This window comes from Streptomyces sp. C1-1 (genome assembly GCF_050214755.1).
GTDB lineage: Bacteria > Actinomycetota > Actinomycetes > Streptomycetales > Streptomycetaceae > Streptomyces.
Genome location: NZ_CP189826.1, coordinates 970,958 through 984,570 on the forward strand (window position 1 = coordinate 970,958; position 13,613 = coordinate 984,570).

Annotated in this window: 17 protein-coding genes and 1 pseudogene; 12 read left to right on the top strand and 6 right to left on the bottom strand. The window is 70.9% G+C overall.

Going from position 1 to position 13,613, the window contains the following annotated elements; all coding sequences use genetic code 11:
- Positions 1-61: 61 nt before the first annotated feature.
- On the bottom strand, positions 62-739 hold the full coding sequence (locus tag ACQF4J_RS04325; RefSeq protein ID WP_427164597.1) for a DUF2202 domain-containing protein: 678 nt from the start codon (positions 737-739) through the stop codon (positions 62-64).
- A gap of 172 nt (positions 740-911) precedes the next feature.
- Between ACQF4J_RS04325 and ACQF4J_RS04330 the strand changes: the two genes are divergently transcribed.
- From ACQF4J_RS04330 to ACQF4J_RS04380, 11 genes and pseudogenes are all read left to right on the top strand, one after another.
- Positions 912-1,607: a response regulator transcription factor gene (locus tag ACQF4J_RS04330; protein ID WP_427164598.1), complete on the top strand. Its 696-nt coding sequence runs from the start codon at positions 912-914 to the stop codon at positions 1,605-1,607.
- Positions 1,597-3,054 carry a HAMP domain-containing sensor histidine kinase gene (locus tag ACQF4J_RS04335; RefSeq protein ID WP_427164599.1) on the top strand — a complete coding sequence of 486 codons (1,458 nt, stop codon included), beginning with the start codon at positions 1,597-1,599 and terminating at the stop codon, positions 3,052-3,054. The genes ACQF4J_RS04330 and ACQF4J_RS04335 overlap by 11 nt, the downstream gene beginning before the upstream one ends.
- A 91-nt stretch (positions 3,055-3,145) precedes the next feature.
- Entirely contained in the window at positions 3,146-3,472 is a 327-nt protein-coding gene (locus tag ACQF4J_RS04340) for a rhodanese-like domain-containing protein (RefSeq protein WP_427164600.1), read from the top strand.
- Between the two features lie 46 nt (positions 3,473-3,518).
- Complete coding sequence (locus ACQF4J_RS04345) at positions 3,519-4,748, top strand: FAD-dependent oxidoreductase (protein WP_427164601.1); 1,230 nt, start codon at positions 3,519-3,521, stop codon at positions 4,746-4,748.
- A gap of 126 nt (positions 4,749-4,874) precedes the next feature.
- Entirely contained in the window at positions 4,875-6,260 is a 1,386-nt protein-coding gene (locus ACQF4J_RS04350) for a rhodanese-like domain-containing protein (RefSeq protein ID WP_427164603.1), read from the top strand.
- Between the two features lie 95 nt (positions 6,261-6,355).
- Positions 6,356-6,937 (top strand): rhodanese-like domain-containing protein, encoded by a 582-nt coding sequence (locus tag ACQF4J_RS04355; RefSeq protein WP_427164606.1) that lies wholly within the window; start codon positions 6,356-6,358, stop codon positions 6,935-6,937.
- Positions 6,934-7,905, top strand: a complete 972-nt coding sequence (locus ACQF4J_RS04360) for a sulfite exporter TauE/SafE family protein (RefSeq protein ID WP_427164607.1) — start codon at positions 6,934-6,936, stop codon at positions 7,903-7,905. Before ACQF4J_RS04355 ends, ACQF4J_RS04360 begins: the two co-directional genes overlap by 4 nt.
- Positions 7,906-7,948: 43 nt before the next feature.
- Positions 7,949-8,244 (top strand): annotated as a pseudogene (locus ACQF4J_RS04365) (metal-sensitive transcriptional regulator).
- A gap of 30 nt (positions 8,245-8,274) precedes the next feature.
- Positions 8,275-8,580, top strand: coding sequence for a three-helix bundle dimerization domain-containing protein (locus tag ACQF4J_RS04370; RefSeq protein WP_427164608.1), 306 nt, complete (start codon positions 8,275-8,277; stop codon positions 8,578-8,580).
- Positions 8,577-8,744 (top strand): hypothetical protein, encoded by a 168-nt coding sequence (locus ACQF4J_RS04375; protein WP_427164609.1) that lies wholly within the window; start codon positions 8,577-8,579, stop codon positions 8,742-8,744. Before ACQF4J_RS04370 ends, ACQF4J_RS04375 begins: the two co-directional genes overlap by 4 nt.
- Before the next feature lie 10 nt (positions 8,745-8,754).
- Entirely contained in the window at positions 8,755-9,360 is a 606-nt protein-coding gene (locus ACQF4J_RS04380) for a class I SAM-dependent methyltransferase (RefSeq protein WP_427164610.1), read from the top strand.
- 27 nt (positions 9,361-9,387) lie between these two features.
- On the opposite strand, the gene ACQF4J_RS04385 is transcribed toward ACQF4J_RS04380, so the two are convergent.
- Positions 9,388-10,062, bottom strand: coding sequence for a peroxiredoxin (locus tag ACQF4J_RS04385; RefSeq protein ID WP_427164611.1), 675 nt, complete (start codon positions 10,060-10,062; stop codon positions 9,388-9,390).
- Positions 10,063-10,340: 278 nt separating this feature from the next.
- Here ACQF4J_RS04385 and ACQF4J_RS04390 point away from each other — a divergent pair, with 278 nt between their 5' ends.
- On the top strand, positions 10,341-10,631 hold the full coding sequence (locus ACQF4J_RS04390) for a hypothetical protein (RefSeq protein WP_427164612.1): 291 nt from the start codon (positions 10,341-10,343) through the stop codon (positions 10,629-10,631).
- Between the two features lie 17 nt (positions 10,632-10,648).
- Here ACQF4J_RS04390 and ACQF4J_RS04395 read toward each other — a convergent pair whose 3' ends face one another.
- Genes ACQF4J_RS04395 through sqr form a run of 4 tightly spaced genes read right to left on the bottom strand, consistent with a single transcriptional unit; the run spans position 10,649 to position 13,400 of the window.
- On the bottom strand, positions 10,649-11,320 hold the full coding sequence (locus tag ACQF4J_RS04395) for a PIG-L deacetylase family protein (RefSeq protein WP_427164613.1): 672 nt from the start codon (positions 11,318-11,320) through the stop codon (positions 10,649-10,651).
- A 1-nt stretch (position 11,321) separates the two neighbouring features.
- Positions 11,322-11,795, bottom strand: a complete 474-nt coding sequence (locus ACQF4J_RS04400; RefSeq protein ID WP_058921951.1) for a DsrE/DsrF/DrsH-like family protein — start codon at positions 11,793-11,795, stop codon at positions 11,322-11,324.
- Between the two features lie 28 nt (positions 11,796-11,823).
- Positions 11,824-12,141, bottom strand: coding sequence for a TusE/DsrC/DsvC family sulfur relay protein (locus ACQF4J_RS04405; protein ID WP_427164614.1), 318 nt, complete (start codon positions 12,139-12,141; stop codon positions 11,824-11,826).
- A gap of 17 nt (positions 12,142-12,158) precedes the next feature.
- Positions 12,159-13,400: a type III sulfide quinone reductase, selenoprotein subtype gene (sqr, locus tag ACQF4J_RS04410; RefSeq protein WP_427164615.1), complete on the bottom strand. Its 1,242-nt coding sequence runs from the start codon at positions 13,398-13,400 to the stop codon at positions 12,159-12,161.
- Positions 13,401-13,613: the final 213 nt, after the last annotated feature.

The following is a 13,613-nucleotide window of genomic DNA, read 5'->3' on the forward strand; positions in this document are numbered from 1 at the left end:
CTCCGACGAACCCCGACGGTCCCGGCCAGGTACAGGCCGGGACCGTCTCCTTTTTCTCGTCCTACTCGTCGGCGATCCAGTGCTCGAATGCCGTCAGGTGCTGCTCGGAGGCGGCGAGCAGGTTGGTGTACACCTGGCGCGTGTCCGGGGCGGTGAGTCCGGACAGCGCCTTGGTCAGCGCGGCGATGTCGTCGGTCTCGAACGTACGGCCCGCCTCCAGGGCACCGGACAGGCTGCCCTCGCCCTGCTTCAGGAGCCGGTCGTAGGCGGCTTGGACGGCCGGGTCGGTGAACTCACCGGCCGGCTTGCCGGCGGTCGGGTCGGTGACGTCGTAGCGGTCCAGCAGGGTGCGCACGGCGGTCAGGTGCTGGGTCTCGGCCGTCGCGATCCGCTCGAAGACGCGCACGTCGTAGCGTTCTGCGAATGCCGTGTAGAGGTCGTGCGCGAGCTTCTCCTCCTCGGCCATGCTCGTCAGCGTGGCCTTCTGTGCGGCGGTCAGGGTGCCTTGCGACGCCAGGGCGGCTCCGGTGCAGGTTCCGTCGTGCCGGATGCCGTCAGCGTCGTCGCCGTGGTGGCGCGCCTGATGCTGACCGTTCGTCAGCATGCTCTGGGATGTGGTCTGCCTGGCCACCGGCGCGGCACCGCCCGTGTCCGCGGTCACCGGGCCCACCGCCAGCACGCCGCCGACGGCCAGAGCGCCTGCGGCGACAGCCGTTGCGATCTTGATGTTGCGCTTCATGGCGAACCTCCTCGAATCCCCGGGAACGTCTTCCGTTCCCACACCGTCACCGTCGCGCCGGGCCCTGCAGTCGGCGTGCTGCGGGTGTGGAGACGGCATGGAGACATCGGCCGGGCGGGTTGGGGCTGTTCGGCCCTCGCCGGGACGCACCCGAGGCGCGTAGGTGTGGGACATGGCTGCCACCGTGCTCGTCGTCGAGGACGAGAAGGAGATCCGCGAACTGCTGCGCCGCTACCTGGAACGGGCGGGCTACGCGGTGGTGACGACCGCGTCGGGCGCGGAGGCGGTACGACTGCTGGGCGAGCGGGCGGTCGACCTGACGCTGCTCGATCTGGGGCTGCCGGACGTCGACGGTGACGAGGTACTGCGCGAGGCCCGCGAGCGGGGCGCGGTACCGGTGGTGGTGCTCACAGCCCGCAGCACCGTCGAGGACCGCATCCACGGGCTGCGGCTGGGCGCCGACGACTATGTGACCAAGCCGTTCAGCCCCACCGAGGTGGTTCTCAGGGTGGGCGCGGTCCTGCAGCGCGCCCGGGGTACGGCAGCGGATGCGGCGCAGGTCTCGTCGTACGGCGGGGGGCGGCTGCGGATCGACGAGGCCCGGCACGAGGCGGTCCTGGACGGCACGGCGGTGGAACTGACGCCCACCGAGTGGGGTCTGCTGACCGCGCTGGCGTCAGTGCCCGGACGGGTGTACTCGCGTTATGAGCTGGTCAACCGGGTGCGCGGCTACGAGTTCGCCGGATACGAGCGGACGATCGACTCACATGTGAAGAACCTGCGCCACAAGCTCGGGGACGTCGGCCCCGGGCTTGTGGTGACCGTGCTGGGAGTGGGCTATCGGCTGGGGTGGACCCGTGACCCGTGAGCCCCGTTCGCAACGCGCCGGCGAGAGGCCGTCCGGCGGTCTCGGCCCGCTCGGGCGACGCCTGTTCGCCGCGTTCGCCGTCGTGGCGCTCGCTTCCGTGGCCCTGCTGACGGCGGCGGCGCTCGTCGGTGCCGACCGCGGGATCAGCAGTGCCCACCAGGCGGACCGTCAGCGCACCGCCTCCCGGGTGGCCGCGGCCGCCGCCGACGCCTACCGGACGGCGGGCGGCTGGTCGGCGGCCGACCTGTCGGCGGCGCGCTCCGTCGCCGCCGGCGCCGGGGCGGTGCTCACGGTGCGAAACGCGGACGGCGAGATGATGTCCGGTGACGACGGGGCGGAGAACGACCACGGCATGTCCGGCTCGGGCCGCGGACGTCACGGACAGAGCGCCGGCTCCGGGCCCGGCGCGAGCGCGCCCGTGGTGGTCGACGGCCACACCGTCGGCTCGGTGTATCTGGTCTTCCCGGCCGGCTCCGGGTCGGCCGGCCTGCCCATCGCGTGGGGCTGGGTGGCCGCGGCCGCCGCAGGCGCGCTCGCCCTGGCGCTCGGCGTCAGCTGGTTCGTCACCCGCCGCCTGACCGCTCCCGTCGTCCGCGTCGCCGCGACCGCCCGTGCGCTTGCCGCCGGCGACCGCACCGCACGAGCCCGCGTCGACGCACCCGGAGAACTGGGCGACCTCGCCCACGCCTTCGACGCCATGGCCGACGACGTCGGCCACGCTGAACAGGCCCGCCACCGGCTCGCCGCGGACGTCGCCCACGAACTGCGCACGCCCCTGGCTTCCCTCCAGGCGGGCCTGGAGGAACTGCGCGACGGCTACGCCGACCCGTCGGCGCAGCGCCTGGCCTCCCTGCACGACCAGGCGCTGCGGCTGGGCCGCATCATCGACGACCTCGGGGAACTGGCGGAGGCGGAGTCGGCCCGGCTGTCCCTGCACCTGGCCGAGGTGGATGTGACCGCCCTGGCTCGCGCCGCCGTGGCCGAGCGGGAGGCCGAGCTGCGCACGGCAGGGCTGACGGTACGCATCGTCCCTGACCCCGCTCCCCTGCTCGTCCGCGCGGACGCCGACCGGCTGCATCAGGCCCTGGGCAACCTGCTGAGCAACGCCGCCCGGCACTGCCGCCCCGGCGACTCCGTCACCGTCACCACGTCCTCGACGCCCGCCGAAGCGCTCGTGGAGGTGGCCGACACCGGTCCCGGCATCCCCGGCGACGAGCTGCCGCACGTCTTCGAGCGTCTGTGGCGCGGAGCCCACGCTCGCACCGTGGGCGGCAGCGGCATCGGCCTCGCGGTCGTCAAAGAACTGGTCACCGCCCACGGCGGCACGGTCACCGCCGATTCCGAACCAGGCCGCGGGACGCGGATGACCCTCCGGCTGCCCAGGACCGGCGCACGCCACGAGGGAGCGCGCCGGGAAGCTCGCGCAGCACCACGAGTTACCTCTTAGACAAATACCCCCTGGGGTATTTGACGCCACTCTCCGAGCCGCCGTACTCTCGCCAGAGGGATACCCCCGGGGTAATTAAGGAGGCAATGAAGTGGCTCGTGAAGTGACACAGGAAGCGTTCGCGGCGGCCTGGGCCGACGGCGCACTCGTCATCGACGTACGGGAGGCGGACGAGTACGCGGCCGGGCACGTCCCGGGCGCCCGCCTGATGCCGCTGCGGACCGTGCCCGGCCAGTGCGGTGAACTGCCCGCCGGCCGGCCGGTGTTCGTGATCTGCGCCAGCGGCAACCGCAGCAGGACCGCCGTCGACCGGATGACCTCCCGCGGCATCGACGCCTACTCCGTGGCGGGCGGCACTGGCGCCTGGACCCGCGGCGGGCGTCCCGTCGCGGCCGGTTCCCACGAGCACGCCGCCTGACCCCGGTCCGCCCCCGCACACCGGCCAGTCGGAAAGGAGTACCACCTTGGCCGCCACCCCTTCCCCCACCGACGCACCGCTCGACGGCCGTCACCGCGTCGCCGTCATCGGCGGAGGCAGCGCCGGCATCAGCGTCGCTGCCCGCCTGCGCCACGCCGGCATCAGCGACATCACCCTGATCGAACCGTCCGACACCCACTGGTACCAGCCGCTGTGGACCCTCGTCGGCGGGGGCCAGGCGCCCCTGAGCACCACCCGCCGGTCCGAGGGGTCGGTGATACCCGACGGGGTGCGCTGGATCCGCCGCCGCGCCCTGGCCGTCGACCCCGAGGCCCGCACGGTGACCCTGTCCGACGGCGCAGAACTCACCTACGAATACCTGGTCATGGCACCCGGCCTCCAGCTCGACTGGGACGGCGTGCCGGGCCTGGCCGAGGCCGTCGGACACGACCGGGTGAGCAGCAACTACGCGCCCGAGTACGCCCCGCGCACCTGGGAACTGATTCGCCAGATGCGCTCCGGCACGGCCGTCTTCACCCACCCGGCCACCCCGCTGAAGTGCGGCGGCGCCCCGCAGAAGATCGCCTACCTGGCAGCCGACCACTGGCGTCGGCACAAGGTCCTCGACGACATCCGTGTCGTCCTCGTCATCCCCGACCCCGCGATGTTCAAGGTCCCCGCCTGGTCGCAGGTCCTGGAGAAGGTCGCCGCCCGCTACGGCATCGAGGTGCGGCTGCGCTCCGAGATGACGGCCGTCGACGGCGACGCCCGCGAACTCACCGTCACCGACCACGCGAACGGCACGAAGGAGACCCTCGGCTACGACCTCCTGCACGCCGTCCCGCCGCAAAGCGCCCCCGACTGGGTCAAGGAGAGCCCCCTCGCCGACCCCGCCAGCCCGCAGGGCTTCGTCGCCGCCGACAAACACACCCTCCGACACCCGTCCTACGAGAACGTCTTCGCCCTCGGCGACGTGGCCAACCTGCCCACCTCGAAGACCGGTGCCGCGGTGCGCAAGCAGGCCCCGGCGGTCGCCGCGAATCTGCTCGACGTCATGAACGGCCGCGAGCCGTCGCACCGCTACGACGGCTACACGTCCTGCCCGCTGGTGACCGCCCGCGACCGGATGCTGCTGGCCGAGTTCGACTACGACCTCAAGCCCACGCCCACCTTCCCGCTGCTCGACCCCTTCAAGGAGCGGCGCACGATGTGGCTGTTCAAGCGGTACGGCCTGCCGCCGGTGTACTGGCACGGCATGCTCACCGGCCGCCTCTGACCGGTCGGCCCGGGCATCCCCCGACCCGGGCCGACCACCACCCCCGCCCTTCGACAAGGGCGGACCAGACCCTTCTATATACCCCCCGGGGTAATACAACCCTTCCGACATGGAGGTCACCCGACCATGTTCTTCGCCCAGTACTACCTCGACTGCCTCTCCCAGGCGTCGTACATGATCGCCGACGAGACCACCGGCAAGGCCGTCGTCGTCGATCCGCGCCGCGACGTCTCCGAGTACCTCACCGACGCCGCCGCCCACGGTTTCACCATCGAGGCCGTCATCAACACCCACTTCCACGCCGACTTCCTCGCCGGCCACCTCGAACTCGCCGACCGCACCGGCGCCTGGATCGGCTACGGACAGCGCGCCGAGGCCGAATACCCCATCCACAAACTGACCGACGGCGAGCGCATCAGCCTCGGCGACGTGCAGCTGCAGATCCTCGAAACGCCCGGTCACACCCCCGAGTCGATCAGCGTCCTGGTGTACGAGCACGCAGGCGACACCGTCCCCCACGGCGTGCTGACAGGCGACGCGCTGTTCATCGGCGACGTCGGACGGCCCGACCTGCTCGCCTCCATCGGCGTCACCGCCGACGAACTCGGCAAGATGCTCTACGACACCATCCAGCACAAACTGATGGCCCTCCCGGACGCGGTACGGGTCTTCCCCGCCCACGGCGCCGGATCCGCCTGCGGCAAGAACCTCTCCACCCAGCGCCAGTCCACCATCGGCGAACAGCGCGCCACCAACTACGCCTGCCGGCCCATGAGCGAGGAGAAGTTCGTGGAGCTGGTGACCGCGGGGCAGCCCTCCGCGCCCGCCTACTTCGTCTACGACGCCATCCTCAACCGCAAGGAGCACGGCCTGTTCGACGCGGCCGCCGCACCCCGGCCGCTGTCGGTCGAGGAGTTCATGCAACGGCGCGCGGGCGGAGCGGTCGTGGTGGACGCCCGCTCGCCGCAGGACTTCGCCCCGGGGTATCTGCGCGGCTCGGTCAACGTGCCCGCCGACGGCCGCTTCGCCGAACAGGCCGGCATGGTCGTCACCCCCGAGCAGGACGTGGTCGTCATCGCGCCGCAGGACCGCGAGGAGGAGGTCGTCACCCGCCTCGCCCGGATCGGCTTCGACAAGGTCGGCGGCTATCTGCGCGAACCCGAAGGCGCCTTCCCCGCCCTGGCCGACGAGATGGAACAGGCGAGCCGCCTGACCGCCGACGAGCTGCGCCGCCTGCTGGACGGCGACGAGCCCCCGCTGGTGCTGGACGTGCGCAACACCGCCGAACGCGAGGAGGGCTTCATCGAGGGCTCGCTGCACATCCCGCTGGCCGAACTCGCCCGCCGCATCGACGAGATCCCCACCGGCCGACCCCTGGTCGTGCACTGCGCGGGCGGCCACCGCTCCTCCATCGCCGCCAGCCTGCTGCGACACGAGGACCGCACCGACGTCTCCGACCTGCTCGGCGGCTACGGCGCCTGGCTCGCCCTCCCCGCATCCGCCGACGTCTGATCCACCGCACTCCGCACTCCGCACTCCGGGCGGCGGTCACGGGAATCGGCCGCCGCCCGCCCCCAACCCCTTCGAAGACATCAAGGAACCCAGCGATGACCATCCATGCCGACAAGCCACGACTCGATCCCGCCGCCCTGCGCGACCTCACCCGGGGCGGAGAGGGCCCGCGGCTGCTGGACGTGCGCACGCCCGGCGAGTTCCGCGCCGCCCACATCCCCGGCTCCTACAACGTCCCCCTCGACACCCTGCGCGAGCACCGCGCCGAACTGCGCCACCACCTGAATGAGGACGTCATCCTCATCTGCCGCTCCGGCGCCCGCGCCGCCCAGGCCGAACAAGCCCTCGCCCAGGCCGGACTGCCCAACCTGCGCGTCCTCGACGGCGGCGTCATGGCCTGGGAGAACGCCGGCGGCCCGCTCACCCGCGGCCCCCAGCGCTGGGATTTGGAACGACAGGTCCGACTCGTCGCCGGAGCCCTCGTCCTGGTGACCGGCGTCGCGGGCCTGTTCGTGCCCGGACTGCACCTGATCGGCACGGCCGTCGGCGCCGGGCTGACCGTCGCCGCGCTCACCAACACCTGCGCCATGGGCATGCTGCTGTCGAAGCTGCCCTACAACCGCGGACCACGCACCGACCTCGACACCGTCGTCGCCGCCCTGCGGGGCACGTCATGATCGCCGTCATCATCGCCGCCTCCCTGCTCATCGGCGTCAGCCTCGGCGTCCTGGGCGGCGGCGGGTCCATCCTGACCGTGCCCATCCTGATCTACCTGGCCGGCATGGAGACCAAGGAGGCTATCGCCACCTCGCTGTTCGTCGTGGGCGTCACCAGCGCCGCCGGCGTCGTCTCCCACGCGCGGGCCGGACGCGTCCGCTGGCGTACGGGACTGTTGTTCGGGCTCGCCGGCATGACCGGCGCCTACGCGGGCGGTCGACTGGCCGAGTACATCCCCGGCGGCGTCCTGCTGCTCGCCTTCGCCCTCATGATGATCGCCACGGCCGTCGCCATGATCCGCGGCCGCCGGCAGGCGCCGCAGAAAGTCCACCACGAACTCCCCGTCCTGCACGTCCTGTTGGACGGCATCGTCGTGGGCCTGGTGACCGGACTGGTCGGCGCCGGCGGAGGCTTCCTCGTCGTTCCCGCGCTCGCGCTGCTCGGCGGGCTGCCGATGACCGTCGCGGTCGGCACCTCCCTGCTGGTCATCTCCATGAAGTCCTTCGCGGGCCTGGCCGGTTACCTCGCCAGCGTGCACATCGACTGGGGCTTCGCGGCGCTCGTCACGGCGACCGCCGTGGTCGGCAGCCTGCTCGGCGGCCTGCTCGCCGGGCGGATCCCGCAGGACGCACTGCGCAAGTCCTTCGGCTGGTTCGTCGCCGTCATGGGCGTCTTCGTCCTAGGCCAGCAGATTAGCTCCGACCTTCGTCACACCCTGCTCACCAGCCCCTGGACATGGGCCTCCGTGGCCGCGGCGGCGGGGATCGCCCTCAGCTGGTACATGCTCAGGCGCTCCGGACGAACGCCGGACCAGCCGAGCGACGCCCCAGCTGTGCCGGATGATGCAAGCGGGCCCGCGGTCTCGCTCGCCGTCCGTGCCGAGACCGTAGGCGGCAACGGCGCGACCGCGTCGCCTCAGAACACGTAGGGGCGCGGTACACGCCCCGAACCCGGCCCTGAGGAGGTGCCCGGTGAACACCACCGAAGTCGTGAGCGCCGACAACACGGAAGCGGACTCGTGGGCCGAGGTGCTCAACCGGCTGCGCCGGGCCCAGGGACAACTGGCAGCGGTCATCGCCATGGTCGAGGCGGAGCGCGACCGCAAGGACGTCGTCACCCAGCTGGCCGCGGTCACCCACGCCCTGGACCGGGCCGGCTTCAAGATAGTCGCGGGCGCATTCGCCAGTGCCTCACCGAACGACAGCGGGGACACGTCCCTCCGCTGAGTGAGGCCGAACTGGAGAAGTTGTTCCTCACGCTCGCCTGACCCGGACCCCACCCTTGAGGGGGTGCAGAAGTGAACTCCCGCGCCATCATGACCGACTGGGCCGTCCAGCCGGGCGGCCACTGCCCCGACACCCGACCGACCGGACCGCCGACACCGGCGGCGGAGCAACGCGCCCGCGAGGCCGTCCAAGAGCGGCTCACACACCGATTTCCAGATCTCCCGTCCGAGGCACTGGCGACGGCAGCGGAGGAGGCGTTCGCGCTCTTCACCGACGCGCGCGTACGGCACTACGTTCCCGTCCTGGCCTTCAAACGTGCCTCGGGGGAGCTGTCCGAACGCCTCGCCGCCCTGGACGAGAAAGGCGGCGAGACGTGAGACCGACCCCGAAGTGTGTCCTCGACCGATCCCGCCCCTGCAACGCCTGCATCGCTCCGGATCCCAGCAGCTGCCCCTACCCCTATCTGCTCGCAGGGGACGACATCATGGCCCCGGACGACGACATCGACACGGATGACGATTCCGCGCACGCGGAGAAATGAGGCGGAGGACATGGACGCGGCGAGCTGGGACGAGCGCTACCGCGGCAGCGAACTGGTGTGGAAGGCCGAGCCCAACCGCTTCGTCGCCGAGGAGCTGGCCGGTCTGAAGCCGTCCGGGCGGGCCGTCGACCTCGCCGCCGGCGAAGGCCGCAACGCGGTGTGGCTCGCGGAGCGGGGCTGGGAGGTGGACGCCGTCGACTTCTCCGCCGTAGCGCTGGAGAAGGCCGAGGAGCTGGCCGCCGAACGGGGTGTGCGGCTGCGGACCGTCCGCGCCGACCTCACCCTCTGGGCGCCCCCGGAGGCGACGTACGACCTGGTACTGATCGCGTATCTGCACCTGCCGTGGCCGGACATGGCCCAGGTGCTGCCCCGGGCCGCCGCTGCCGTCCGCTCGGGCGGCATCCTGCTGCTCGTCGGCCATGACGCAGCCAATCCCGAACACGGGTACGGCGGCCCGCAGGATCCGCGCGTGCTGTACACGCCTGAACAGGTGGCCGACCAGTGGCGACCTCACGCCGAGATCCTGCGGGCCGAGACGGTCTCCCGGCCGGTGACCGACGCCGAGGGCGGCAGCCGCACGGCCCTCGACACGCTCGTCCATGCCGTGCGGACGTGACACCGTCCCGCGAGATCGCGCCGCGGGTCAGGCCGGTGTTCCGGGCCTGGTCGCCAGATACCAGTCGGTGAGCTTGACGCTGTCGTCGGCCAGCCGTGCCTCCAGTTCCGCCTGGGTGCGGGGAGCGCCCAGGACGACGTCCTCGCCCGGGTGCCAGTTGGCCGGGCAGGAGACGCCGTCGCGGTCGGAAGTCTGCAGGGCGTCGAGGAGCCGCAGGATCTCGGGGATCATGCGTCCGGCGTTCATCGGGTAGTACAGCACCGCCCGCACGGTCTGTTCCGGGTCGATGACGAAGACGGCGCGTACGGCGGCGGTGCCCGAGGTGTTGGGGTGGAGCATGCCGTAGGCGTGCGCGACGCGCATGTCCAGGTCGGCGATGATCGGGAACGGAATGCGCACGCCAAGCTTCTCTTCGATCGCACGGGTCCAGGCGAGGTGGCTGTGAACGGAGTCCACCGAGTTGCCGAGCAGGGCGGTGTCGCGGGCGGCGAACTCGTCGGCGAGTTCGGTGAAGGCGACGAACTCGGTGGTGCACACCGGAGTGAAGTCCGCCGGGTGGCTGAAGAGCACGAGCCACTTGCCCGCGCAGTCGGCCAGCCGGACTAGGTCATGAGTGGATTCGGCCTCGAAGTCCGGTGCCCTGTCGCCGATCAGCGGCAGGCCGACGTTGATGGGAGAGGCTGACTGATCAGAGACGGCCATCGGAGGATCCCTCCCGAGCGATCACGGATTCGGATACCCCACACGGTATTTTCACGATCCGAGCTCCTGGAGGGCCGGACGGCCCCAGCAACTCCCCCTTCGCCCCTTGCGCCGGCTGTCCGACCGAGACACCCCCGTCGCGCGAGAAGGGCCGCACGCGCGCGAGCACGGGAACAATGCGGCCTTGCGCGACGCTGACACTTATACCCCGCCGGGTATACAAGTCCAGGAAGACGCCCGCCGGGGACCGTCACCGCCCGCGGAGGAGCGTGAGAACGATGGCGACGACAGGACCCGACCGACTCGCTACGAGCGAGGACGGCTTTGTCGTGACCGCCTGCGGGCGCAGGATCGCCGTGAGATGCCTACGGCTGGCAGCCGCGGAACGGCCCATCAGCCGGGTCACCCTGGACGTGGGCCGGGACCAAGGGGGCGAGCCGGGAGTGTGGGCGTCGCTCACCGCCGACGAGGCACGCGACCTGGCCAGCCTGCTCCTCGTGCAGGCCGACCTGGCCGAGCACGGGACCAAGTCCGCCGGCCCGTCCCGGACGGGCTCCCCCGCCTTCTGACGTCGCCACGGTCCGGGTCACTGCAGGATCCGCAGATGTTCCCGGTCACCCAGGAGTTCCAGACGCCGCCAGAGCACCGGGTTGTCGGACGACTGGCTGGCATGACAGGCGATGGCACGGCGTTGCCGCTCGCGCGGCACCGGCTCAACGACACGGCACTCTGCCGGGGCCCGACCGATGAAGGACGTACCGAACTCGGCGTTCAGCCGGTCCGCCACCCGCTGCGGCAGGGTCCATCCCAGCACTGAGACACCGGACCGGCGGGCGGCGAGCAGCGCGGCGCCGGTCGCCCGCTGGTGGTCCCGGTGCCCGGTGACGCCTCCCATGTCGAACACGAGCAGGTGGCTGGGGCGCTGCTCGCCGATCAGGCGGGCCACCTCCGCGGCAAGCCGGGGCAACGGGATGTCGACGAGAGCGCCGTCCGCGTGGTCGGCCAGTTCCACGCGCTCGACGCCCAGTTCCCGTGCGGCGCAGGCAAGTTCGTCCGCGCGCAGGGTGTGCAGGTCGCCGGGCCTGCCGTGCAGGGTGGACGCCTCACCGTGAGTGAAGCAGAGCACTGCCGCGGGTACCCCGCCGCCGGTCAGCAGGGCCAGGAGGCCGCCCAGCCCGAACGACTCGTCGTCGGGATGTGCAACCACCGCCAACACCCGCCGCACCTCGTCCGGCAGGCCGGCCACGGTGCCGGTCATCTCAGGTGTAGATGATCTGGCCGCCGGCCGCGTGCTCGTAGAACTCGCCGACCGTGATGATGCCCTGGACCTGCTCGATGAGGTCGTCCTTGTCGAGTTCGAAGAGGTCGACGGACGCCTTGCAGGCATAGATCCCGGCGCCGGTGTCGGAGATCATCTCGATGAACTCGGGGATGGGCGGGATGTCGAGCTTCTCCATCTTGCGTTCCATGTACCGGGTGATCAGATCCGGGACGCCGGGAAGGCCGCCCAGGAGGGTGGGCAGGTGCAGGCCGGGGTTGCCGACGGTGGCCAGCTTGATGTGGTCGTACTGCTTCTTCGTGATGGCGTCGAGGCCGAAGAAGGTGAAGAACAGGTCGGCCTCGATGCCCTCGGCGCGGGCGCCGTTGGCCATGATCAGGGCCGGGTAGATCCCTTCCAGGGATCCCTTGGAGACGATGATCGAAACCTTCTCGATCGTGGCGGTGTCGGCCATGGCAGAACGCTCCTCGATGGCAGAAATGTCAGATGCAGCCGCGCGGCTTGGGAATCCCGGCGATCTTCGCGGCCGTCTTCGCCGGCCCCTTCGGGAAGAGCTGGTAGAGCTCCTTGACGCTCACGCCGGAGGTCTTGCCGAGCACCCGAACGGTGGGGCCGGTGCCCTTCTCCGCGTACTGGGCACGCATGAAGCGGATGACCGTCCAGTGCCGGTCGGTCAATGTGTCGATGCCGAGTTCCTTGGCGATCTGTTCGGCCATCGGCTCGGTCCATCGGCCGGGGTCGGTGAAGAAGCCTTCGTCGTCGACCGGGACGGGGGTGCCGTCATAGGTGGCGGTGGGCATGGCGGTGCTCCTTTGGTTCAGGTGTGGGCGTGGCGCTTGCCGTGCTCGGGCATCGTCGAGCCGATGCCGGGCAGCTCCCGGCCAGGCAGCAGGCTGTGCCAGTACAGCCACTCGAAGGCGAGCTTGCCGAGGTGGTTGGCGTGCGACTCCTTCAGCAGCGGCAGGCCGACGGAGGCCGGGAAGTGGCCGGGCAGCGGCTCGGTCTCGTAGTTGAAGTCGATCAGCAGGGCCTTGTGGAAGCCCGTCTCCACGAAGCAGTTGGCGTGCCCGTCGAAGGAGGCGTCCACGGCCTGTCCGGCGAGGAAGCGGGCGATGTTGTGCACCAGCACCTCGCCCTCGAAATGGGCCACCGAACCGGCCTTGGAGGCCGGCAGACCCGCCGCGTCGCCGATCGCGAACACCTCGGGGTGCTCGGGGTGCTGGAGGGTGTGCGGGTCGACGGGCACGAAGTCCAGCTCGTCGCCGAGACCTTCGGAGCGTCCGACGTACTCCGCTCCCCCGTGCAGCGGGACAACGACCGCCAGGTCGAACGGCACCTCCCGCTCGTCGTACGACACCAGCCGCCCGCCCGGGCCGTCCACCTCGCCCAGCGTGAACTCGGTGACCAGTTCGATGCCCTTGTCCGCCAGCAGGCCGCCCAACGCCTTCGCCGCGACCGGCTTGGTGAAGGCGGCGTCCAACGGGGTGGCGTAGGTCAGCTGGACCTTGTCGCGGATGCCGCGTCGCTGGAAGTACCAGTCGGCGAGGAAGGCGAACTCCAACGGAGCCACGGGGCACTTGAGCGGCAGGTCCGCCACGTCGATCACGACGCGGCCGCCGTCGAAGCGCTCCAGTGCATGGTGCAGACCGACGGCGCCCGGCAGGTCGTAGAAGGTGAAGACCTTCTCGCCCCAGCCGGGGCCGGTCAGCCCCTCGGTCTCCTCCGGCAGCAGCCGGGCTCCGGTGGCGACCACCAGGACGTCGTAGGACAGCCGGATGCCACCGCCGAGGTACACCGTCCGCTCGTTCAGGTCCACTCGCTCGATCCGGGCCGACTTGTAGTCGATGCCCTCGCGCAGCTGCCGCGGGCGGGAGCGGACGAGGTGGTGCGGCTGGGCGAGCCCGAAGGGGACGAACAGCAGGCCGGGCTGATAGACGTGGTCGTCGTTCTGGTCGACGACCGTGATCCGGAAATCCCGCTCGTCATACATGCGATGCAGGCGGTTGGCCGTCAAGGTGCCGGCGGTTCCGCTTCCGAGAATCACCATGTGTTTACCCATGCCCCCACTGTTGTGCGGCAGATGAGAGCAAGACATGGGCCGCTGGTCCCCACCCAAGTACCCACCGGGGTATATCTTCACCCGCCGCCTTTGCCTCCCACAGCCCACTTGCTCGCCGTAAACCCGCTGATAAAATACCCAGCAGGGTATATAGACACGGCAGCATGCACGAGGGTCGAACGGCCCCTGTCGCACCCCGACGGCCTCTCGATC